General features: G+C 64.7%; 29 protein-coding genes. 25 read left to right on the top strand and 4 right to left on the bottom strand.

Annotated features, from left to right (window positions below):
• The 5 genes from ACSJJU_RS14660 to ACSJJU_RS14640 all read left to right on the top strand — a co-directional run.
• The coding region (locus ACSJJU_RS14660) for a hypothetical protein (RefSeq protein ID WP_435916323.1) at positions 1-445 on the top strand (445 nt) is incomplete at its 5' end.
• Complete coding sequence (locus ACSJJU_RS14655; RefSeq protein ID WP_435916322.1) at positions 438-863, top strand: hypothetical protein; 426 nt, start codon at positions 438-440, stop codon at positions 861-863. The genes ACSJJU_RS14660 and ACSJJU_RS14655, both read left to right, overlap by 8 nt.
• Positions 864-873: 10 nt before the next feature.
• Positions 874-1,077, top strand: coding sequence for a hypothetical protein (locus ACSJJU_RS14650; RefSeq protein WP_435916321.1), 204 nt, complete (start codon positions 874-876; stop codon positions 1,075-1,077).
• Complete coding sequence (locus ACSJJU_RS14645) at positions 1,074-1,316, top strand: hypothetical protein (RefSeq protein WP_435916320.1); 243 nt, start codon at positions 1,074-1,076, stop codon at positions 1,314-1,316. Before ACSJJU_RS14650 ends, ACSJJU_RS14645 begins: the two co-directional genes overlap by 4 nt.
• On the top strand, positions 1,291-1,581 hold the full coding sequence (locus ACSJJU_RS14640) for a hypothetical protein (RefSeq protein ID WP_435916319.1): 291 nt from the start codon (positions 1,291-1,293) through the stop codon (positions 1,579-1,581). Before ACSJJU_RS14645 ends, ACSJJU_RS14640 begins: the two co-directional genes overlap by 26 nt.
• A gap of 229 nt (positions 1,582-1,810) precedes the next feature.
• On the opposite strand, the gene ACSJJU_RS14635 is transcribed toward ACSJJU_RS14640, so the two are convergent.
• Both ACSJJU_RS14635 and ACSJJU_RS14630 read right to left on the bottom strand, forming a co-directional pair.
• Positions 1,811-2,254: a type II toxin-antitoxin system HicB family antitoxin gene (locus ACSJJU_RS14635; RefSeq protein ID WP_435916318.1), complete on the bottom strand. Its 444-nt coding sequence runs from the start codon at positions 2,252-2,254 to the stop codon at positions 1,811-1,813.
• Between the two features lie 12 nt (positions 2,255-2,266).
• Positions 2,267-2,494, bottom strand: coding sequence for a type II toxin-antitoxin system HicA family toxin (locus tag ACSJJU_RS14630; RefSeq protein ID WP_435916317.1), 228 nt, complete (start codon positions 2,492-2,494; stop codon positions 2,267-2,269).
• Between the two features lie 60 nt (positions 2,495-2,554).
• Between ACSJJU_RS14630 and ACSJJU_RS14625 the strand changes: the two genes are divergently transcribed.
• Positions 2,555-3,085 carry a hypothetical protein gene (locus tag ACSJJU_RS14625; protein ID WP_435916316.1) on the top strand — a complete coding sequence of 177 codons (531 nt, stop codon included), beginning with the start codon at positions 2,555-2,557 and terminating at the stop codon, positions 3,083-3,085.
• A 108-nt stretch (positions 3,086-3,193) separates the two neighbouring features.
• A complete protein-coding gene (locus tag ACSJJU_RS14620) occupies positions 3,194-3,541 on the top strand; it encodes a ParB N-terminal domain-containing protein (protein ID WP_435916315.1) in 348 nt (115 codons plus the stop codon).
• Positions 3,542-4,342: 801 nt separating this feature from the next.
• Here the strand turns inward: ACSJJU_RS14620 and ACSJJU_RS14615 are convergent.
• Positions 4,343-4,717 carry a Rap1a/Tai family immunity protein gene (locus tag ACSJJU_RS14615; protein WP_435916314.1) on the bottom strand — a complete coding sequence of 125 codons (375 nt, stop codon included), beginning with the start codon at positions 4,715-4,717 and terminating at the stop codon, positions 4,343-4,345.
• Positions 4,718-4,810: 93 nt separating this feature from the next.
• Here ACSJJU_RS14615 and ACSJJU_RS14610 point away from each other — a divergent pair, with 93 nt between their 5' ends.
• The 17 genes from ACSJJU_RS14610 to ACSJJU_RS14530 all read left to right on the top strand — a co-directional run bounded on the left by ACSJJU_RS14610 (position 4,811) and on the right by ACSJJU_RS14530 (position 16,099).
• Positions 4,811-5,167, top strand: a complete 357-nt coding sequence (locus ACSJJU_RS14610) for an HNH endonuclease (RefSeq protein ID WP_435916313.1) — start codon at positions 4,811-4,813, stop codon at positions 5,165-5,167.
• Positions 5,168-5,496: 329 nt separating this feature from the next.
• A complete protein-coding gene (locus ACSJJU_RS14605; RefSeq protein WP_435916312.1) occupies positions 5,497-5,964 on the top strand; it encodes a hypothetical protein in 468 nt (155 codons plus the stop codon).
• Positions 5,964-7,496: a terminase large subunit gene (locus tag ACSJJU_RS14600; RefSeq protein ID WP_435916311.1), complete on the top strand. Its 1,533-nt coding sequence runs from the start codon at positions 5,964-5,966 to the stop codon at positions 7,494-7,496. The genes ACSJJU_RS14605 and ACSJJU_RS14600 overlap by 1 nt, the downstream gene beginning before the upstream one ends.
• Before the next feature lie 10 nt (positions 7,497-7,506).
• A complete protein-coding gene (locus ACSJJU_RS14595) occupies positions 7,507-8,721 on the top strand; it encodes a phage portal protein (RefSeq protein ID WP_435916310.1) in 1,215 nt (404 codons plus the stop codon).
• The gene (locus ACSJJU_RS14590; protein WP_435916309.1) at positions 8,687-9,520 is read left to right on the top strand and encodes a head maturation protease, ClpP-related; all 834 of its coding nucleotides are present in this window, start codon (positions 8,687-8,689) and stop codon (positions 9,518-9,520) included. The genes ACSJJU_RS14595 and ACSJJU_RS14590 overlap by 35 nt, the downstream gene beginning before the upstream one ends.
• A gap of 59 nt (positions 9,521-9,579) precedes the next feature.
• Positions 9,580-10,758 (top strand): phage major capsid protein, encoded by a 1,179-nt coding sequence (locus tag ACSJJU_RS14585; RefSeq protein WP_435916308.1) that lies wholly within the window; start codon positions 9,580-9,582, stop codon positions 10,756-10,758.
• A gap of 58 nt (positions 10,759-10,816) precedes the next feature.
• Positions 10,817-11,074: a hypothetical protein gene (locus ACSJJU_RS14580; protein WP_435916307.1), complete on the top strand. Its 258-nt coding sequence runs from the start codon at positions 10,817-10,819 to the stop codon at positions 11,072-11,074.
• Positions 11,074-11,493, top strand: coding sequence for a hypothetical protein (locus ACSJJU_RS14575; RefSeq protein WP_435916306.1), 420 nt, complete (start codon positions 11,074-11,076; stop codon positions 11,491-11,493). The genes ACSJJU_RS14580 and ACSJJU_RS14575 overlap by 1 nt, the downstream gene beginning before the upstream one ends.
• 12 nt (positions 11,494-11,505) lie before the next feature.
• Positions 11,506-12,876 carry a hypothetical protein gene (locus ACSJJU_RS14570; RefSeq protein ID WP_435916305.1) on the top strand — a complete coding sequence of 457 codons (1,371 nt, stop codon included), beginning with the start codon at positions 11,506-11,508 and terminating at the stop codon, positions 12,874-12,876.
• Between the two features lie 18 nt (positions 12,877-12,894).
• Positions 12,895-13,185, top strand: coding sequence for a phage fiber-tail adaptor protein (locus tag ACSJJU_RS14565; RefSeq protein WP_435916291.1), 291 nt, complete (start codon positions 12,895-12,897; stop codon positions 13,183-13,185).
• Complete coding sequence (locus tag ACSJJU_RS14560) at positions 13,182-13,742, top strand: head-tail connector protein (RefSeq protein ID WP_435916292.1); 561 nt, start codon at positions 13,182-13,184, stop codon at positions 13,740-13,742. The genes ACSJJU_RS14565 and ACSJJU_RS14560 overlap by 4 nt, the downstream gene beginning before the upstream one ends.
• Positions 13,730-14,050 (top strand): phage head closure protein, encoded by a 321-nt coding sequence (locus ACSJJU_RS14555; RefSeq protein WP_435916293.1) that lies wholly within the window; start codon positions 13,730-13,732, stop codon positions 14,048-14,050. Before ACSJJU_RS14560 ends, ACSJJU_RS14555 begins: the two co-directional genes overlap by 13 nt.
• A complete protein-coding gene (locus tag ACSJJU_RS14550; protein ID WP_435916294.1) occupies positions 14,050-14,529 on the top strand; it encodes an HK97-gp10 family putative phage morphogenesis protein in 480 nt (159 codons plus the stop codon). Before ACSJJU_RS14555 ends, ACSJJU_RS14550 begins: the two co-directional genes overlap by 1 nt.
• A gap of 1 nt (position 14,530) precedes the next feature.
• Complete coding sequence (locus ACSJJU_RS14545) at positions 14,531-14,935, top strand: DUF3168 domain-containing protein (RefSeq protein WP_435916295.1); 405 nt, start codon at positions 14,531-14,533, stop codon at positions 14,933-14,935.
• 65 nt (positions 14,936-15,000) lie between these two features.
• A complete protein-coding gene (locus ACSJJU_RS14540; RefSeq protein WP_435916296.1) occupies positions 15,001-15,420 on the top strand; it encodes a hypothetical protein in 420 nt (139 codons plus the stop codon).
• The gene (locus tag ACSJJU_RS14535; RefSeq protein WP_435916297.1) at positions 15,417-15,773 is read left to right on the top strand and encodes a hypothetical protein; all 357 of its coding nucleotides are present in this window, start codon (positions 15,417-15,419) and stop codon (positions 15,771-15,773) included. The genes ACSJJU_RS14540 and ACSJJU_RS14535 overlap by 4 nt, the downstream gene beginning before the upstream one ends.
• Positions 15,774-15,817: 44 nt before the next feature.
• Positions 15,818-16,099: a phage tail assembly protein T gene (locus ACSJJU_RS14530; RefSeq protein WP_435916298.1), complete on the top strand. Its 282-nt coding sequence runs from the start codon at positions 15,818-15,820 to the stop codon at positions 16,097-16,099.
• Here ACSJJU_RS14530 and ACSJJU_RS14525 read toward each other — a convergent pair.
• Complete coding sequence (locus ACSJJU_RS14525; protein WP_435916299.1) at positions 16,090-16,251, bottom strand: hypothetical protein; 162 nt, start codon at positions 16,249-16,251, stop codon at positions 16,090-16,092. The genes ACSJJU_RS14530 and ACSJJU_RS14525 overlap by 10 nt on opposite strands.
• An 11-nt stretch (positions 16,252-16,262) precedes the next feature.
• Here ACSJJU_RS14525 and ACSJJU_RS14520 point away from each other — a divergent pair.
• The coding region (locus ACSJJU_RS14520) for a phage tail length tape measure family protein (protein WP_435916304.1) at positions 16,263-18,343 on the top strand (2,081 nt) is incomplete at its 3' end.

Here is an 18,343-nt window from a genome sequence, read left to right as displayed (position 1 = left end):
GGATGATGGCGCGCGCGAGGACGAGCCGGTCGAGGGCGAAGTGATCCCGGCCAGCGCGGTCGAGCTCGCCGACCACTGCGCACGCATCGCCGGGATCGCGAACGTCTCCCCGGCGGCCATCACCCGGAACGTCGACACCGTGAGCGGATGGCTCCAGGCCGGGTGCGACCCGGGTCTCGACATCATCCCGACCATCAAGCGCCTCACCGGCACGTCGGGCGAGGCCATCCACTCCCTGAGGTATTTCGACCGAGAGGTTCGTCATGCACACGCAAAGCGCACCGCGTCAGCTGCAGCTTGTGGCCGAGGCCCGGATGCCGGCTCTCGTCCCGATCAAAAACCCAGCCGACTGGAAACCGCAGCCGCGGCCCGTGATCGCGCGATTGCCATCCTACGAGACCGGCAAGCCGCTCGCCGCGCACGAGCTGACACCGGCGGTGCGTGAAGCTGCGCACGAGCTGGTGGAGGCGTGGGAGGCCGCGCTGGCGCCGGCCGAGGCCGAGGAGATTACCGGGGCCCTGAGCGGGCTTTCGATCGTGGTGGCCGGCCGGGACGACGCCGACGAGCTGGCGGCGCGCCTGGTGGTCTATGCGGAGGACCTGGACGGCACGCCTGTGCGCCTGGTGCGGGCCGCAGCGATCAAGCTCCGGCGAACGCTCAAGTGGTTCCCGACGCTCGCCGAGATCCGAGAGTGCATCGCCGATCTGTACGCTGCCGAGCGTCCGTTCGCCATCCGCGCCTACGCGCTGCGGTGGGTCGCCGAGCACCCGAAGCAGCCGGGCTGGAGCGACGAAGAGTGGTGGAATTACCGCGCCCTCAAGGCCGCCCACGAGTGGGCTCAGGCGCGCGGGCTGATGGGCTGAGGGGCAAATGATGGGTGAGGCTCTGATTGACGCCGCCCGCCGCCGCCTCGGGCCGCTCGGTAGCCAACTGTTCGAGGCGCGGCACTGGGTGGAGCTGGCGCTCACAGCAGGCGGTAATGCCGGGCCGGTCACGCGGGTCACTGGCGCCGGGGCCACGATCGAGGCCGCCATCGAGGAGGCGGCGGCGAAGCTGGAGAGGGGAAAGGACGCATGACCGAGCAGCAGGACGGTGAGGGTGCCATCCGGGTGTGGTCGATCACGGCGGGCGGCGTGACCGAGACGGTGGAGGCAGTCAGCGACGAGGTGGCGGTACACCAGTGGGTGGTCACGCGCCAGCCGCCCGACCCGGTGGTGCTCACGGTGACGGCGGAAGGTGTTGAGCCCGAGGTCTGGCAGGTGATCCGGCGGTCGAGCGGCGTGTACGAGTATGGGAGGCTGCCCGATGCCGGCTGATGTGGAGGTCGTCGTGGCGATCATCCGCGCCGGGCGCGACTATCAGGGGCGTGCCGTCGCTGCGGCAGGCGGCCCCGGCTACGAGTTTACTGCAACCGCGATCATCCGGGGCGACACGGCGGAGATCATCGGCGGCGTGGGATCCCTGACGCCCGGGCTCGTCCGCGAGATCGAGCGGGCTCTGGGCGAGCACGGCATCACCTCGGCGCACTGGGTCAGGTACGGGCGCCAGCGGCCGCGGATGGTGGAGCGGTCGGCGCGATGAGCACGTTGCGGCGGTTTGCGCATCTGGCGCGGGAGCCTCAGGAGGGCGACGCCCGGCGGGCATGCGCCAGGGCGTGGCGCGAGCATGGGGTGGTCTGCATCAACCCGGCATGGCTGCAGAGCTGGGCGGATCAGAAACAGCTGGAGCTGCTGGCGGAGCGGGTATTCGGACCGAGGCAGCCGCAACCGGTGCTTGAGCGGAGGCTTCCCAAATGATGATCGAATACGGTTTACGCTGGCGCGAGCTCGATCGATACCTTTTGCCCCAGTGCTTCGAGAGCCGCGCGAACGGTGCTGATTCTCGTACCGTGACTGGGGTCGAGCAGGCGCCGCACCTCTTTTTCGTCCTTGCCCATGCGACGTGCCAGCTCGACCTTGCTGATGCGCTGCGCCCGCATGGCCAGGTAGATGGACGCGATGGCGGCGATGTCGAAAGGGACATCGACGAGGGTCTCGCCTTCCTCAAGGGGCGAGGGTGCGGGCAGATCCAGGCCGCGCTCAATGGCGTCCTCGACCAGCGTGTAGAGCAGATCGGCGGCACGTGCCGTCACTTCCTCGATGGTCTCTCCCTGGGTGGCGGCGCGATCGAAGTCGCGGATGGTGGCAACAAACCCGGTTTCGCCTTCTGCCCATTCGGATGCGGGGCGGATACGGACGCCGTAGGCCAGTCTCATCGTCTCTTACTCCTACTCCAGATCCTGTTTCGTGAGCCCGAGCATCCGCAGGATGCTGAGCAGGGTCCCGGTTTTGATCTCCTCCTTGCGGCCGGGGATCGGGGCCATCCGGGAGCCGATGTAGACCTTCACATGGTCGCCCTTGCCGGGCTTCGTCTGGAAGGTCTGGCCCTTTCGGTTGGCGGCTTGCCGGAGCCTGCGAAGGAGTTCGTCGCCGTTCATGTGGGCAATATCGGACAAAAAAGTCCGATTGTCAAGAGGAAACGGACAAAAATGTCCGAAATTTTTGCGGGGTAGACTATGGCCAAAGCGGCAAAGAAGCGGGCGCGCGCACCGGAAATCCTCGGCCCGACGCCGGAGCGGGCTGCGAAGGGGGCGTTTCGGCTGGTCGACGTCGAGCTGGAGAGCCACCAGGATCGGCGGGCGAAGGTGCATCGGGATTTTGCCGGGACGCCCATCGATGAGTGGCTGGCGCGCGGCATCATCACCGAGCAGCAGCACAGGGCGTGCGAGTATTACGCCGAGCTGTATCAGGCTGCTGGCCTGCTGCAGCGGGTGACGGCTTCATACGAGGGCCGCACTGGTGGCAGGAGCGGCATGTTCGGCCCGGGCAACACGATGGCGCAATGTGAGGCGATCAGCGAGCTGCGCGAGTGGGCGAAGAAGATCCCGGCGCGGTACCTAGGCGTGTTTACGGACGTCGTCGTTTTCGGGCGCAGGACGGGTGAAGCAGGGGCGGATCTGGGGTATCGCAGCAAGAGTGCCGAGGCAGCGGCGATGACGGTGGTGCGATTTGTGGCGGACATCATCGCGAGTGATAGGCGGCTCTAAAAATATTTTTGGAGTAGTGCATTTTTCTATTGACGAGAGGGCAAGTTGCCCTCTATATAAGGTTCATCAGCAACGGGGCAGTGCCCCACCTGCCAAGGGAGAATGGATATGGCCACCAAATGGATTTACGCAATTCACGGATGCGACGCCGAACATCTCGAAGAGGTCAAGGCGCAGATGAAGGCGTTGGGTGCCCCGGTAATCCGTGTTGTTGACTGCGGTGATTACTACCAGGCTCTCGAGGGCTCTCACCGCCTGGCCGCGGCGGCCGAGCTTGGTCTTGAGCCGGAGCTGGCGATCTACGGGCAGGACGACGAAATTGATCTGCGAGAGTTTGACTGGTTCGACGGCGACACCACGGATTGGGCTGGCCCCATCCAGCCTGCGGGGGCTGTTGCTGGCGAGCTGTACGACCCCCAGCGCAACGTGCCGTATCGGTTTGAGCGGGCGGCCTAACGGCCGCCCTTGGTTTTAGGAGGCGCGCGATATGGTGCGGATTGGCATACCGGTCGGAATGAAATTTTCAGACCTCCGTTTGTCGCGGTGCGCGGACGGCATGGTCAGATACGATCTCTCGGTCATAGAGAGCATTATGGAGGCAAGCGGCCTGTCTACTGACAGTGCCACAGAGGACCTTGTCACATCACTGATCGTCGCGTGGTATTCCGCTCACCGCCTATCTGGTGGCGAGCCGGACCCTGTCGCGGAGGATCTGATTGCGGAGGTCCGTCTTGAGGACGCCGCGGGTCAGATAGTGAGCTATCAGCCCGGCCGAGCGTAGGGTGAGGCGTATGATGTACATGACTCCTGAGCAGGTCAGAGAGGCCCGGCAGAGACTGGGCCTCACGCAATCCCAGTTTGCCGATATCCTGCGCCTCGGCGGCGACGGGAAGCGCTTGGTGCGGCGCTGGGAGGCTGGCGAGACGCGCGTGTCAGGGCCAGCCTCGGTCGCCATAGAAGCTTTGCTGACCGGGTGGAGGCCGAGCGGTAAGAGCTTGCGCGGTACACCGTAAACCGCTATACATAGGCACAATCCATTTCGTGCGCCTCGGCCTCACCGCCGGGGCGTTGTCGCATCCTCGTATCTCACCCGCGCTATCCCGACGGCCGACACCGGCGGCGGCCGCGAGGCGCGCGCTCCCTCTCGGGGCAACCCGGGCGCGGGCAGCGCGCACTGCGGCGACGGCGGTGCATGTCGGGCAAAACCGGAAAGTGCGCGAACGCCGCCCCTAACGAAAAGTGCTCAATCTTTAGGAGTTACTGGCTACAGGGGAAAGCGTCCTGAAAGGCAAAGATCGTCACCAAGGGCTGCGGCTCGTGGCGCTTCTCTGGATTGTTCTGAAGGTACTTGACGACAATGTCTTTGGCCTGGCCGGCAGTAACACCGTCGGGAACGCATGTAATATTTTTCTTCGCTGCCTCATTAATCAGCTGCACGTAATCCAGTGAGCCAGCGATAAAGCCCATGCAAACGCCGTAATCGAAAGCTTCCTTCATGCCAGAGGAGCCGGTGTCGATGCGTGAGGTGCACATTTTGAGCAAGTGGTTGCCATCCAGTGTATTCGATGCGCTTGCAATCGCCGGGGTTACAGCGACAGCGACGGCTAAGGTTAGGGCAAGTGCTTTATGCATGATCTCTCTCTGGGCCTAGCGGGCGCTCATAGCTCGACGGTAAAGGTTAAAAAATCATTGCCTGAGCGCCGAACTTCAGCCTGAGGATGCAGCATGAGTCAGCGCCTTCGCTGTTCCAGCTACCAGCGATCCGGTGAGCGACTGAGGGGCAGGAAGGGGCAGGAACAGCGGCTGCGGCGGCTCAAGGCTCACGGCGTGACGTGTGCTCGCTGCGAGCGCATCGGGACGTGGGAGAGGCGGCAGGCAACGGACGCGCTGCCGCTGCTGGTGGTTGACCACATCGTTCCATTGGCCCTGGGCGGCACGGACGAGGACAGCAACACGCGGGTGGTGTGCGAGCCGTGCCACGTCGATGTGACGGCGGAGCAGTTCGGGCACCGCCGCCGCATCGGGTGCGATGTGGATGGCTGGCCGATTGGCGATCACCCGTGGAACAGGTGGCAAGAATGAGCGGATACGGGCAGCGTCTGGCGGAGGCTGGGATGGGCCTGCTGATAGGCGATGTGGGCATCGGCGCATACGCCGAGTGCTCCATGTCGGGCTGCACATCTGTGGTGACATACGAGCCTCGTGCTCGCCGCCGAGTTTCGGTCGAAGAGGCTGAGGCAGCGATCGTCCGCAAGGGCTGGGCGCGCCGCGGAGGGCGGCTCGTGTGCCCGAGGTGCGCGGCTGATATCTCTCGTTAACCATTCTGGATGGGGGGTGTCGAAAGTTTGGGGCGATCTGCCCGGACACCGCCCCCCAACCGAATTTGAACGCTAACACAGGAATTTTTGGTCATGAAACGTCGTCAGCGCATCGACAGCGCCACGGCGGCGGTGAAGGTCATGGCGAGCGAGGCCAAGGGCGAGGTTCTGCCGCCGGAGCACAACCCGCTGCCTGAGGCGGCTATGCCGTTTTGGCGTGCTATCGCGCGCGGGCGCGCGCGCGAGGAATGGGAGGAGGCCCCGGCGCTGCTGTCGACAGCGGCCAGCCTCGCCTGGACGCAGTGGCAGATCGCGGAGGCCCGTGGGTACATCGATGGATCGAAGCCGATACCGGATGGCGTCAAGGTGGCCGCGATTCTGAGCCGACTGATTGATCTGCAGCGGCTTGAGATGGCCTATCTACGTACTCTCCAGCAGCACGCCCGCGGCGTGCAGGGCGAGGCGCGGGACGTAGTCAAACGGAGGAGGGCTACTCGGGAGATCGCGAACAGCAATCCGCTGGAAGATGATCTGCTGGCGAGGCCGAGTGCTTTTAACTGATGGCCCGCAAGTCAAAGACGTTGTCGCGCGGGGAAAAGGTGATCGCGTTCATCGAGCGCTATTGCCGTGTTCCTGAGGGCAAGCTGGTCGGCCAGCCGATGCGGCTGGAGGCGTTCCAGAAGAAGTTCATCAAGGAGGTCTACGACAACCCGGCTGGTACGCGCCTGGGTATCCTCTCGATCGCGCGAAAGAACGGCAAATCCGGCCTGATCGCGGGGATCCTGTTGGCCCACCTGGTGGGACCGGAGGCGCGGCTGAACAGCCAGATCGTGTCTGGGGCGAGAAGTCGGGAACAGGCGGCGCTGGTGTTCAATCTGGCGCGCAAAATGGTGGAGCTGTCGCCCGAATTGTCGCGACTGGTGAGGGTGATCCCGTCAGGCAAGACGCTGATCGGCCTCGCCATGAATGTCGAATATCGGGCGCTGGCAGCCGAGGCCGGAACTGCTCACGGCCTCTCCCCTGTGCTCGCGATCATCGACGAGATGGGGCAGGTGAAGGGAAACTTCGACCCCTTCATCGAGGCCATCGAGACAGCGCAGGGGGCATACGACGATGCGCTGGAGCTGGTGATCTCGACGCAGGCGGCAACGGATGCCGATTTGCTCTCGATCCGCATCGACGACGCCAGGCGTTCAGACGACCCGACGGTGGTCTGCCATGTGTATGAGGCGCCGAAGGACTGCGATCTGCTGGACCCGGAGGCGTGGCGGGCGGCCAACCCGGCGCTGGGCAAGTTCCGGTCGGAGGTGGAGATCAGGAACAAGGCCCTGGAGGCATCCCGCATGCCGTCGATCGAGAACAGCTTTCGGAACCTCTACCTGAACCAGCGGGTAATGCGGTTCTCGCCGTTCCTTGCTCCTGGTGTCTGGAAGGCGTGCAGCGGACCGGTGGAGGACGCAGCGTTCGAGGGGGATGTGTGGGGCGCTCTCGACCTGTCCGAAACAACCGACCTCTCGGCGCTGACCCTTATCGCTCAGCGGGACGGTATCTGGCACGTGCGGCCGTTTTTCTGGATGCCATCGGAAACGTTGCGCGACCGGGCGCGGCGAGATCGGGTGCCCTACGATGCATGGGCCCGGGATGGTTGGCTGAGAACGACGCCGGGGAGGGCGATCGACTACGAACATCTGGCGGCAGACATCATGCAAATCTGCGCCGGCCTGAAGGTGCGTGGGCTCGCCTTTGACCGGTACCGCATGGGCCTGCTGAAGCCGCACTTCGAAAGGGCTGGGGTTATCTTGCCGCTGATCGACTGGGGGCAGGGGTATGTCAGCATGTCCCCGGCCGTGGACGCCACCGAGGTTGAGTTTCTGCACGAGCGGGTTCGCCACAGTGGCCACCCGGTCCTGACCATGTGCGCGGCAAACGCTGTGGTGGTGAGAGACCCGGCCGGTAACCGCAAGCTGGACAAGGCGAAGTCGACCGGCCGCATCGACGGCATGGTGGCGCTGGTGATGGCGATGGGCGCGGCAAAGCAGGCGGCTAAAGAGGCGGCGTCCGTATACGAGAAGCGCGGCCTCCTGATGCTGTGAGGATGGCGGTATGAAGTTTCTGGCACGCCTGTTCGGAGGCCGGCGCTCTACGGCACAGAACGCCATCACGTCGCGCGATCTGGCGCTCGTGCTCGGCGGCGGGGCGGCGGGGTATGTCTCCCCGCGCGATGCTCTGCGGACCGCGTGTGTGCTCAGGTGTGTGGACCTTCTGTCCGCCTCGCTCGCCATGCTGCCGATGCGGGTCGTGGACAGGACGACGAGGGTCGAGGCGACTGACCATCCGCTGAACAGGCGTCTGACCCTGGAGCCGAACAACTGGCAGACGGCCTTCGAGTTTCGGCGCCTGATGGAGCTGAGGCGCTTGTGTTTCGGGAATGCCTATGCCCTTGTGGTGCGAGGTGTAGGAGATCGCATCCTGGCACTGCAGCCGCTCGATGACGGTCGAGTCACGGTTGAGCAGACCAGCGACTGGTCCCTGACCTACCACATCACGAAGCCGGATGGCTCTGTGGAGAAGGCGTCCGGCCGGGACGTGCTCCATCTGCGTGATCTGTCCGTGGACGGCGTGCTTGGGGATGCTCGTACCCGGCTTGCATCCGAGGCCATCCGCATCGCGCGTGCCGCTGAATCGGCGCAGGCGCGGATGTTCGCCAACGGCATGATGGTAGGCGGAGCGCTGTCTCACCCCGGCACCCTAAGCGACGAGGCGCACAAGCGCCTGCGGGAGGCAATGGAGGCCCGCTATTCCGGCCCCGAGAACGCCGGAAAGTGGATGATCCTCGAGGAGGGGATGAAGGCCGAACGCTTCTCGATGACGGCGCAGGAGGCGCAGACCATCGAGGCGCGCAATCATCAGATCGAGGATGTCGCCCGCGCGTTTGGCGTGCCTCGCCCTCTGCTGATGATGAATGACACCAGCTGGGGCTCTGGTATCGAGCAGCTGGCTATCCTGTTTGTCCGTTTTGGTCTCGCGCCCGGAATGGTGGCGTGGGAGCAGGCGTGCCAGCGCGTTCTGCTCTCCGAGCGCGACAAGGAGCGGTACGAGATCGAGATCGATGAGCGCGAGCTGCTCCGCGGCTCGATGAAGGACCAGGGCGAGTTTTTCGCCAAGGCGCTGGGCAGCGGCGGACATGCGCCCTTCATGGAACAGAACGAGGTGCGTCAGGTGTTGGGTCTCGGCCCGCACCCTGATGGCCATGGGTTGAAACAGGCGGTTCGGGGAGCGAAGAATGCCACGTCCGGCCAAGATCAGGCTGACGCCTGACCAGCGCGTGAGCGCATTCACCACGGAAGGGGCGCTGTCGCGCTGGAATGCAGGCCTCCGTGCTACTGCTGACGATAGCGAGACCTCCATCACGATCTATGACGTGATCGGGGAGGATTTCTGGACCGGAGGCGGGGTCACCGTGAACCGGATTGATGCGGCTCTGCGCAAGATCGGCAACCGGGACGTGACGGTCTACATCAACAGCCCCGGCGGCGACGTGTTCGAGGGTATTGCGATCTACAATCGCCTGCGCGAGCATCCGGCGCACGTGACGGTAAAAATCATGGGAGTGGCCGCGTCGGCCGCGTCCCTGATTGCCATGGCGGGGGACCGCATCGAGATCGGCGCGGCCGCCTTCCTGATGATCCACAATGCCTGGGTTATGGCCATCGGTAACCGTCACGACATGCGGGAAGTGGCGGACTATCTCGAGCCGTTCGATGCGGCGATGGCGGACGTCTACGCCGCGCGCAGCGGTGGCAGTCGCGACGAGATCGTTGCCATGATGGACGCCGAGACCTGGCTGAACGGGGGGCAGGCCATCGAGAAGGGGCTGGCTGATGCCCTGCTGGCCGCTGACGAGGTGATCGAGGGCCTGGCACCAGAGGCGTCTATTCCGGCTGTGCGGACCGTCGAGGCGGCGCTGTGCCGCTCCATGCCGCGCAGTGCAGCCCGGAACCTGATTTCACAGATCAAAGGCAAGCGCGACGCTGCCGAAAACGCCAAGCACGACGCTGGCGATCCTGACTGGGCGAGCGGGGTGCTCGCCCTGATTCACACCCTCAAATCGTCCTGATGGAGGATTAAATGACGAACCTGATGAACGGCGCCGTTCCGCGGGCGCTGATCGGTGGCGTGCGCGCTGATGTTTCGGACCCGAAGGCGGTCCTCGGCCAGCTGCAGGCCGCCTTCGAGGAATTCAAGAAGGCCAACGACGAGCGTCTGACCAAGGCCGACGCCGTGGTCAATGAGAAGGTCGAGCGCATCAATGCAGCGGTCGGCGAGCTCCAGGCGGCGGTGGACAAGATGGCACTGCAGTCGGCCGCCGCGATGGTCGGCGCCGACGGCAAGGGCCGGAAGCTGGAGGACCCCGAGTACTCCCAGGCCTTCGCTCAGCACATGAAGCGCGGTGAAGTTCTGGCCTCGCTGAACAAGGGGGCTGCAGACGAGGGCGGCTATCTGGCTCCGGTGGAGTGGGATCGCACCATCACCGACAAGCTGGTCGAAGTGTCGCCGATGCGCGAACTGGCCACGGTCCAGACCATTTCGACGGCGGGGTTCAAGAAGGTGTTCAACCTTCGCGGCACCTCCTCGGGCTGGGTTGGTGAAACCGCCAGCCGCACCGAGACGAACACGCCGGAGTTCGGAGAACTGGCCTTCACTCCTGGCGAGCTGTACGCCAACCCGGCTGCCACCCAGCAGATGCTGGACGATGCGGCGATCGACCTGGAGTCGTGGCTGGCGGGCGAGGTCCAGCTGGAGTTTGCCTACCGGGAGGGGCTGGCCTTCATCAACGGAGATGGCTCGAACAAGCCGTTCGGCTTCCTGACCTACGTTGAGGGCGGGACCAATGCCTCGAAGCATCCGTTCGGCGCCATCAAGGTGAAGACGACGGCGGCAACTGCTGCCATCACGTCCGACGAGCTGGTCGATTTGGTGCACATGTTGCCGTCGGTGCTCCGTCAAGATGCGCGCTGGCTGATGAACAACACCACCCTGGGTGTGATCCGGAAGATGAAGGACGGGGACGGCAACTACCTGTGGCAGCCGTCTTTCCAGGTGGGCCAGCCGTCCATGCTGCTGGGCCACCCGGTGACGGAAATGCCGGGGATGCCGGACATCGGCGCGGGCAACCTGCCGATCGCCTTCGGCGACTTCAAACGAGGCTACCTGATCGTCGATCGCACCGGCACCCGCGTCCTGCGCGACCCGTATTCCAACAAGCCCTACGTCCACTTCTACACCACGAAGCGCGTGGGCGGTGGCGTACAGAACCCTGAGACGATCAAGGTTCTGAAGCTGAATGCTGCCTAACCGGTGGGAGGGAGCCTTTCGGCTCCCTCCGCCGACTGGAGGAACCATGAGAATCCGAATGCTGGTTGGTATCGGCGGCGCAGATTTCTCTCTCTCACCGGGGGAAGAGACGGAACTGTTCTCGGAGGCGGATGCGAAGGCCCTGATTGCCAGTGGTCAGGCTGTTCCGGTGGGCATTGAGTCGCCCGGGTCCGGTGGCGGGAACAGTGACGTGGCGGCTGCAGGTGCCGAGGAGAGTGTTCAGGCTTCTGAGCAGAAGGATGTGCCTGCCGTTGAGCCCAAGGCCAAGAAATCCAGCAAGAAGGTGGCTGCCTGATGGCTTCGCTGATCTACAACGCCGCTCTTGAGGCGCTGGCGCGCGGACAAGTGGATTTCGCCGAGGACCAGTTCAAGCTGCTTCTGGTCGGCGCCAGCTACTCGCCGAACCGGGCTCATACTTACCGTTCCGACGTGACCGGCGAGGTCTCCGGCGACGGGTACGCCACGGGCGGCCAGACGGTGGCCAGCATGACGCTCGTCCGGGACGACGCCAATGGCCGCATCGCCATCACGCCGGCATCCGTCGTCTGGCCGGCGGCCACGATCACCGCCCGCGGCGCGATCCTGTATCAGGTGCTGGGCACGGCCGCTGATGATCTCCTGGTCGCATACGTGGATTTCGGCGAGGACAAGTCTGCTTCTGGCGGCCCGTTCACCGTGACGTTCATCGAGCCGCTGCGCATCGCCGGCAGCTAACCAGGTCCGACCATGTCCCTGCGTGGCTCGGGCGACGGCGGCTTCTACCAGGCCCTGGACTCCAGCTGGATCGGCAGCGCCGATCTCAGTGTTTTTCTCTGGATTAAATCCATAGGGACACCCGCGATTGCATCCCGGATTTTCGGCCTGTATCAGGCCCGCTCGCGAGGTTTCCTGATCTTCAACGGGTCGTCATATGTGTCTGGGTCGACCAACCTGTCGATCTGCTGTGTCGCAGGTCCCGGAGTCGACACGCAATGGGGGAACAACGCCAGCCAGGCGGGCCGGGGCATGGCGCACGTCGCCGGCGCGCTCAGTGGCGGGGGGTGGGTGCCGGTCTGCGCCGTGATCCGGGGCTCCGGGGCGCCGGACAATACGGGTGGTAGCAACGCGCAGCAAATCCACTCGCTGCACGTGGGCGGCGTTGCCGGCACTGTCGGATCAACTACCTCCGGAATTGCACCGGCCTCGACAGGGAGCCGGGGGCTGCTGCTGGCCAACGACACCAGCGCGAACTTTTTCTCTGGCGCGGTCGCCGAATGCACCGTCTGGGTCGGGTACCGCCTATCTGACGCAGAGCGGCAGGCACTGGAGGGCGGGGCCGACCCGGCGACCATTGCCCCCGAATATCAGGTCTACCGGCGCTCTTTCCGCAACGGGCTGGCTGGTGAGGTCTGGGACGGCACGCTGGTCGCGCTCGGCGCCGGGGCGACGCTCGATCTGGGCGATCACCCGCCGATTGGCGGGGATGAGCCGGTCGAGGTCGATGTTGCGCTCCCGTTCATCACTGCGGCGCCTCTGGCGGCGTCCGCGGCCACTGGGGCGGCGGTGCCGGGGGCATTGCCAGCCGTGGGGATCAGCCCGCCGGCGGCAGTGGCGGCGGGCGGTGCAGATGTAGAGGCGGTTCTGCCTGATGCGGCGCTGATTGCGCCAGCGGCCGCGGTGGCCGGTGGGGCTGTGGCCACACCTGGCCTGCCGTCGATTACGGTACAGCCTCCGGGTGCTCATGCCGGGGGCGGCCAGTCCGTGGTTGTGGCCGCGGCGCTCCCGTCTGTCGCTATCTCGGCGCCCGCGGCTCAGATAGCGACCGGCGCGGTGCTCCTGGCTGCATTGCCGACCGTCACCATCTCGCCGCCAGAGGCGCATGCGGGGACCGGCACAGTGGCCCTGGCCGCACTGCCGGTCATCACCCTTGCCGCGCCAGAGGCGGCCGCAGTCGGCAGCGCAGCGGTGGCGGCGTCGCTGCCTGCGATCATGGTGGCCGCTCCGTCAGCTGCCATCGGCCGGCCCTACATCCCGGCGTTCAGCCGGATGGGGCGGGCCCCGGCGTTCCGGGGCGGCCGGGCGCCGGCGGCACGGGCCGCACGAGCAGTAGGGATGTGAGGGTGTAAGATGTACCGCATGAAACCGGCCGGCGCTGACCTCGACTATCCGATCGCCTGGGAGCTGGCGGAGGACGACACCATCACCGTCAGCACCTGGCGGGTGGAGCCGATCGGGGAGCCGCAGGCGGGCGATCTGCAGGTGGTGCCGGGGTCCGAAGCCGTCAGCGGCGCGGTGACGGCGTGCATGCTGACCGGTGGTCTGAGGGGGCGGCGGTATCGGGTCATCAACCGGGTCACGACGGCGCAGGGCCGGACGGACGAGCGCTCCCAGCTGATCCGCATCGGCCAGGTGGAGGTGCTGACATGAGGATCATCACGCCGCCCGCGGCAACGCCGGTCACGCTGGAGGAGGTGCGGGCGCAGCTGCGGCTGGACGGCAACGAGGAGGACGCTCTGCTGGCGGGATACCTCGATGCGGCGGTCGAGCATGTGCAGACCATGACGAGCCAGCTGCTGATGCCGCAAACGGTCGCGTTTGAGTTCGACAGTTTCGAGGATATGGCGCGGCCGCTCCCGTGCGCGCCAATCCGGGCAATCCAGTCGATCAGCTATGAGGCGGCGGACGGTAGCACGCAGACGATAGAGCCGAGCGAGTACCGGCTGCGCGAGCGCGGGCGGCTGGCTCTCATTGCGCGCCGGAGCGGGTGCTGGCCGCAGCTGGCACCCGGGGCGGTGGTCACGGTGACGGCCGAGGCAGGCTACGAGGACGCCGAGGCAGTGCCGGTGACGCTGCGTCAGGCGATCCTGTTCCTGGCGGCGCATTTCTACGAGACCCGCACGCCGGTGGGCGCGGCGAGTGGTTCGGCAGAGCTGCCGCTGACTTTCCGTCATCTGGTGGAGCCGCACAGGCTATGGCTGATCTGATCGGGGCGCTGGATCGTCGCCTGAGGCTGCTCCGGCAGAACCAGGCGCAGAATCCGGTCAATGGCGATGTGACGGTCCAGTGGGTGCCTGTGGCGACTGTGTGGGCCTCGCGTCGGCAGCTCTCCGGCCGGGAGGTGGAGTTCGCGGCGGCGACCCGGGGCGCCGAGGAGTTGCGGTTCCGGATCCGCTACCGGCCGGACGTGTCCACGACAGGGCGAGTCGAGTGCGAGGGTGTGCCGTACGAGATCGTGCGCGTCGAGGAGATCGGTCGGCGGCGCTGGCTCGACATCTACGCGCGGAGGGTGTGATGGCGGCTTCTCGGGTGCGGGTTACATTTACCGGCGGAAAGCAGCTGGAGCAGGCCCTTCGGGAGATGGGTGAGGAATGGGCGACCAAGGCGGGCTACCGCGCCAATCTGAAGGCTGCCCAGCATATGCGGGATCGGTACGTTGAAGCTGCGCCTTATCAGCCCGGATCGACCGTCAAGTCGTGGAAGCGCAAGGACGGCACAGTCGTTAAGGCAGATTACGGCCACCTGAAGGAGAACATTCGTATCCGGCGCGACAAGTCCCGCAAACAGGGCAACGTCGTGCATCTGGTAACGGTGGGGAAGGCCTTCTGGGGGCGTTTCCTCGAATATGGAACCCGCAAGATGGCGGCGCGGCCGTGGATGCGCCCGGCCTTCGAAAAACATCGGGAACAGGCGGTTGATATTCAGCTTGGCGAGCTGAACAGCTTGATCGAGCGGGCAGCCAAGCGGATCCGCGGGGCAAAGGCGAAGAAGTGACATGCTGGACGCCGCGATTTACCAGCTGTTGGCCGGGAATTCGGCCGTTGCAGGGATGGTCGGCACCCGGATCTACCCGTCCCGCGCACCGGATGAGGCAACGCTGCCGTATCTGGTCTATCTCGACATGGCCGAGATCGACCGTGCGCGCGATCTCGATGGTGTCGGCGGGCTCCGCCAGGCTCGCGTGCAGGTGGACGCATGGGCATCCACGGCAACTGGGGCCAAGCGGCTTGGTGATGCCGTGGTCGAGGCGCTCGAGGATTTCACCGGGGCCATTGCCGGTGTGACCATTGCCGATGTGGAGCTGATCGGCGGTTTCGATGATTGGGATGGCGGCGAGGGGGCAGCGCCGAGCCCCGTCTATCGCCGAATGCGAGAGTTCTACGTCTGGGTCCAGAGCTGACCCAATCAAATCACAAACCTGGGCCAGCCCGCCAGCGTGCGGGCTTTTTTTCATAGGAGGCGGCTATGGCTGTGCATTCCAAGGGCACGCAGCTGAAGATCAAGATCGACGGCGCCTATGTGCCCATCCCCGGCATTGCGTCGATCTCGGTGCCGGCGGGCCAGCGCGAAAAGATTGATGTTACGACGCTCGATTCGGCGCGGAAGGAGCACATCCTCGATATTCCGGACGGCACCGATATGTCGTTTGAGCTGGATCTGAAGCCGAAGACTGGCGGCGGCGGGTACGTGGACGCTCAGCAGGAACTTGAGGACGCCTATCTGGACGGACTTGAGCGCGACTTTCAGGTCGTACTCCCGGGTGAATTCGGCATCACGTACGCCTTCAAGGCGACGGTTAGCCTGTTCCAGCCGAAGGCCGCGACTGGCACCCAGATGAAGGCTGACGTGACCATTTCGTCCACTGGTGATGTTACGGTTGAATGATGAGCAAGATCCTCTCTCGCGACGATATCCTGAAAATCGACGATCTGCCGATCAAGAAGGTCGAGGTCCCCCAGTGGGGAGGCTCGGTGTACGTGCGCGGTCTGACGGCCGAGGCGCGAGATGCTCTTGATGCGGCATATGCTGACGCCAAGAAGAGCGGAGTCCCGGTCAATATCCGCGCCCGATACGCAGCGGCCTGTATCGTCGACGATAAAGGTCGTCCGATCTTCGCCGAGGATGACATCGATCGCTTGGCGGCAAAATCGGCTGACGCTCTCGACAAGATCTACGACGCCATCGTCGAGCAGTCCAAACTGTCGCCCGCGCACGTTGAGGAGGCGGCAAAAAACTGATCGAGCGGCCCACGCGCAGGCTGTTGCTTCGGCTCTGCCTCGCGATGGGCCGCACCCCTCGCGAGCTGGGGCGGCTGCTCACCAGCGAGGAACTGACCGAGTTTATGGCGCTTGACCTGGTCGAGCCATTCGGGCAGCGGCGGATGGACGACTGTTTCCGCCTCCTCGCGGCTCTCATCTACAACAGCAATCTGGCCGGGGGCGCCAAGGTGCTTATGCCAGGCGACTTTCTGAAGGTGTGGGAACCACCGGTCGAGCGCGACTTAAAGGCCGAGGCGGAGGCGATTTACCAGTATTTTCAGAAACGGGTGAGGCGTCAGTCCTGACGCCGGCCCTTCGCCTTGCTGGCCTCAAGGCTGAGATCGACGAGGCGGCGGATGGCTTCGGCGCGACACGAAATGTCCGGCTGCTGTCTGGAATAGAAATAGAACTGCGCGGGTGTGACAAGCAAAGGCGGCCCGAAAGCCGCCTTTTTCATCGGAGACGAACATGCAGGTCGCAAGTCTGCACACGTCGATTGTGCTGGAGAGCGCCAGCTTCCTCGTCCCCCTGAGGGATGTGACTTCCGAGGTTGAGAAATCCTCCCGTAAGATGGAACAGGAGCAGAACAGGCTGGCTCGGTCTGCCGACAGGCTTCTCTCGTCACTCGACCCCGTTTATGCCGCTCAGAGCCGCTTCAGTAAGGGGATGGAGGAGGCGGATCGGCTGCTGAAGGCTGGGGCGATTTCAGTTGAGCAGCATGCCCGGGCCGTTCAGGCGCTCAAGGCCAACCTCGATAGTGCGGTGTCGGTCGCGAGCAAGACGGCGGCAGCCGAGCAGGAGCGCCTTGCCGCTTCGGCGGACCGGCTGCTGTCGTCTGTTGATCCACTGTATGCGGCGCAGAGCAGGTTCAACAAGGAATTGGCCGAGGCGCGGCAGCTATTCCAGCAAGGTGCGATATCGGCCCAGCAGTTCGCGACGGTCGAATCTGCTCTGAAACTGCGGCTGGAGCAGACTTCGGCTGCGCTCAGGGCTCATGACCTCGCATCAGCACAATCGCAGCAGCGTATGCGGCTGTTGGGCTATCAGATCTCGGACGTCGGCGCCCAGTTGGTGGGCGGCCAGAACCCATTCATGATCCTTGCCCAGCAGGGGCCGCAGGTCGCGATGGCTTTCGACGGTGCCAAGGGCGCTGCCGGGCGCTTCGCATCCTTCATGACTGGACCTTGGGGCGCGGCGATACTTGCGGCCACGTCGGCTGTCGGCATGCTCTGGATGAAGCTGGCCGAGGGGAAGACGGCGACGGAGGAGCACGCGAACGCTTCAAAGACCTTGCGCCAAGCCATCGAAGATCTGGACCGTGCGACCGGAATCTACAACCAGACACTCGGTAAAAAGATCAGGCTGGAAGAGGAGGAGGCCCGGGAGAAGTATGACGATGCTGTAAAGGAGCGCGCTAAAGCCATCAAGACACTGGCGGACGCCAGGAAGCGCCTCGCCGATGCTACGTCCGGCAGCATCGCAGACCCTTCAATGGCGGCCTCGGCGGCTGAGGCTGGCCTTGTGGTCCAGAAACTTGAAAAGAAAATAGCGGACCTGAACAAGGAGATTGGAACTGCTGAGGAAGGCTTCCGCCGTGCCGACGTGGCGCGCTCAATCCAGCGCATCAGGGAAGAACTGGATCCCACTGCTGCCGCGATTGGGCGGTTTGACCGGGCTGTTGAAGCCTTGGCGGAGAAGCGGGCTAAGGAACTGATCACGCAGGAGCAGTTTGATCGCGAGTATAAGGCTCTGGAGATCAAGAAGGAGGCCGAACTCGAAGCCATCAAAGCCACGGAGAAGGCCAGCAAGGCGCAGGATAAGGCGGCCAAAGAGTGGGAAAAAGCTTCCAATTCCCGCATCCAGTCCTTGCTCAAGGAGCGGACTGCGATGGCGCAGTATGTCAAGGACATGAAGATTCTCCAGGAGTCGTTGTCCCGTGGCACGATCAGCGCAATGGAGCGGGACATTGCGGCCAACCGAGCCCGTCAGGAGTGGCTGGATGGTCTCGCCCTCAAGCGCCTCGAGCCCAAGATAATGGATTCCAGCGCTGCCAAGCTGGCGCTGCCGAAGGTCAACATGAGGGAACTGGCCAATCTAGACAGCGTCCGTGCGACCCGGGAGGAAATCGAACGGACGGCTGAGCGATACCGTCAGCTGGACCAGGCAGCCATGCAGTTCGCAACCAACATGAGCAGCAGTTTTGAGGACGCCATCTTCGCGGGCAAGGGGCTGCGCTCGGTGCTGAGTGGCCTGCTTGACGACCTCGGCAAGATGGTGATCCGGCTGACCGTTATTGAGCCGCTGGCGCGCTCTGTGGCGGACGCCCTCAAGGGCAGCCGCCTGGGTGGCGGCGGCGGGATCTTCGGCCTGATCGGTGGCCTGTTCGGCGGGGCTCGCGCCAATGGCGGGCCGGTGACGGCGGGCCGTGCCTATCTGGTCGGGGAGCGGGGGCCTGAGCTCCTCATGCCGGCCACCTCGGGGACGATCATCCCGAATGGGGCGCTGCAGGGCATGACGGGCGGCGGGCGGGTCATCAACATCACCGTCAA

Origin of the sequence: Pedomonas sp. V897 (assembly GCF_051304405.1) — a bacterium.
GTDB lineage: Bacteria > Pseudomonadota > Alphaproteobacteria > Sphingomonadales > Sphingomonadaceae > Pedomonas.
The sequence above is the reverse complement of the archived record's forward strand: the minus strand, read 5'-3'. Positions and strand labels throughout refer to the sequence as shown.

Bases quoted from the DNA above. Each gene is read 5' to 3' on its own strand.
- ACSJJU_RS14650 (WP_435916321.1), top strand. From the start codon at position 874: ATGGGTGAGGCTCTGATTGACGCCGCCCGCCGCCGCCTCGGGCCGCTC.
- ACSJJU_RS14645 (WP_435916320.1), top strand. From the start codon at position 1,074: ATGACCGAGCAGCAGGACGGTGAGGGTGCCATCCGGGTGTGGTCGATC.
- ACSJJU_RS14640 (WP_435916319.1), top strand. From the start codon at position 1,291: ATGGGAGGCTGCCCGATGCCGGCTGATGTGGAGGTCGTCGTGGCGATC.
- ACSJJU_RS14635 (WP_435916318.1), bottom strand. From the start codon at position 2,254: ATGAGACTGGCCTACGGCGTCCGTATCCGCCCCGCATCCGAATGGGCA.
- ACSJJU_RS14625 (WP_435916316.1), top strand. From the start codon at position 2,555: ATGGCCAAAGCGGCAAAGAAGCGGGCGCGCGCACCGGAAATCCTCGGC.
- ACSJJU_RS14620 (WP_435916315.1), top strand. From the start codon at position 3,194: ATGGCCACCAAATGGATTTACGCAATTCACGGATGCGACGCCGAACAT.
- ACSJJU_RS14615 (WP_435916314.1), bottom strand. From the start codon at position 4,717: ATGCATAAAGCACTTGCCCTAACCTTAGCCGTCGCTGTCGCTGTAACC.
- ACSJJU_RS14610 (WP_435916313.1), top strand. From the start codon at position 4,811: ATGAGTCAGCGCCTTCGCTGTTCCAGCTACCAGCGATCCGGTGAGCGA.
- ACSJJU_RS14605 (WP_435916312.1), top strand. From the start codon at position 5,497: ATGAAACGTCGTCAGCGCATCGACAGCGCCACGGCGGCGGTGAAGGTC.
- ACSJJU_RS14600 (WP_435916311.1), top strand. From the start codon at position 5,964: ATGGCCCGCAAGTCAAAGACGTTGTCGCGCGGGGAAAAGGTGATCGCG.
- ACSJJU_RS14595 (WP_435916310.1), top strand. From the start codon at position 7,507: ATGAAGTTTCTGGCACGCCTGTTCGGAGGCCGGCGCTCTACGGCACAG.
- ACSJJU_RS14590 (WP_435916309.1), top strand. From the start codon at position 8,687: ATGCCACGTCCGGCCAAGATCAGGCTGACGCCTGACCAGCGCGTGAGC.
- ACSJJU_RS14580 (WP_435916307.1), top strand. From the start codon at position 10,817: ATGCTGGTTGGTATCGGCGGCGCAGATTTCTCTCTCTCACCGGGGGAA.
- ACSJJU_RS14575 (WP_435916306.1), top strand. From the start codon at position 11,074: ATGGCTTCGCTGATCTACAACGCCGCTCTTGAGGCGCTGGCGCGCGGA.
- ACSJJU_RS14570 (WP_435916305.1), top strand. From the start codon at position 11,506: ATGTCCCTGCGTGGCTCGGGCGACGGCGGCTTCTACCAGGCCCTGGAC.
- ACSJJU_RS14565 (WP_435916291.1), top strand. From the start codon at position 12,895: ATGAAACCGGCCGGCGCTGACCTCGACTATCCGATCGCCTGGGAGCTG.
- ACSJJU_RS14560 (WP_435916292.1), top strand. From the start codon at position 13,182: ATGAGGATCATCACGCCGCCCGCGGCAACGCCGGTCACGCTGGAGGAG.
- ACSJJU_RS14555 (WP_435916293.1), top strand. From the start codon at position 13,730: ATGGCTGATCTGATCGGGGCGCTGGATCGTCGCCTGAGGCTGCTCCGG.
- ACSJJU_RS14550 (WP_435916294.1), top strand. From the start codon at position 14,050: ATGGCGGCTTCTCGGGTGCGGGTTACATTTACCGGCGGAAAGCAGCTG.
- ACSJJU_RS14545 (WP_435916295.1), top strand. From the start codon at position 14,531: ATGCTGGACGCCGCGATTTACCAGCTGTTGGCCGGGAATTCGGCCGTT.
- ACSJJU_RS14540 (WP_435916296.1), top strand. From the start codon at position 15,001: ATGGCTGTGCATTCCAAGGGCACGCAGCTGAAGATCAAGATCGACGGC.
- ACSJJU_RS14535 (WP_435916297.1), top strand. From the start codon at position 15,417: ATGATGAGCAAGATCCTCTCTCGCGACGATATCCTGAAAATCGACGAT.
- ACSJJU_RS14530 (WP_435916298.1), top strand. From the start codon at position 15,818: ATGGGCCGCACCCCTCGCGAGCTGGGGCGGCTGCTCACCAGCGAGGAA.
- ACSJJU_RS14525 (WP_435916299.1), bottom strand. From the start codon at position 16,251: ATGAAAAAGGCGGCTTTCGGGCCGCCTTTGCTTGTCACACCCGCGCAG.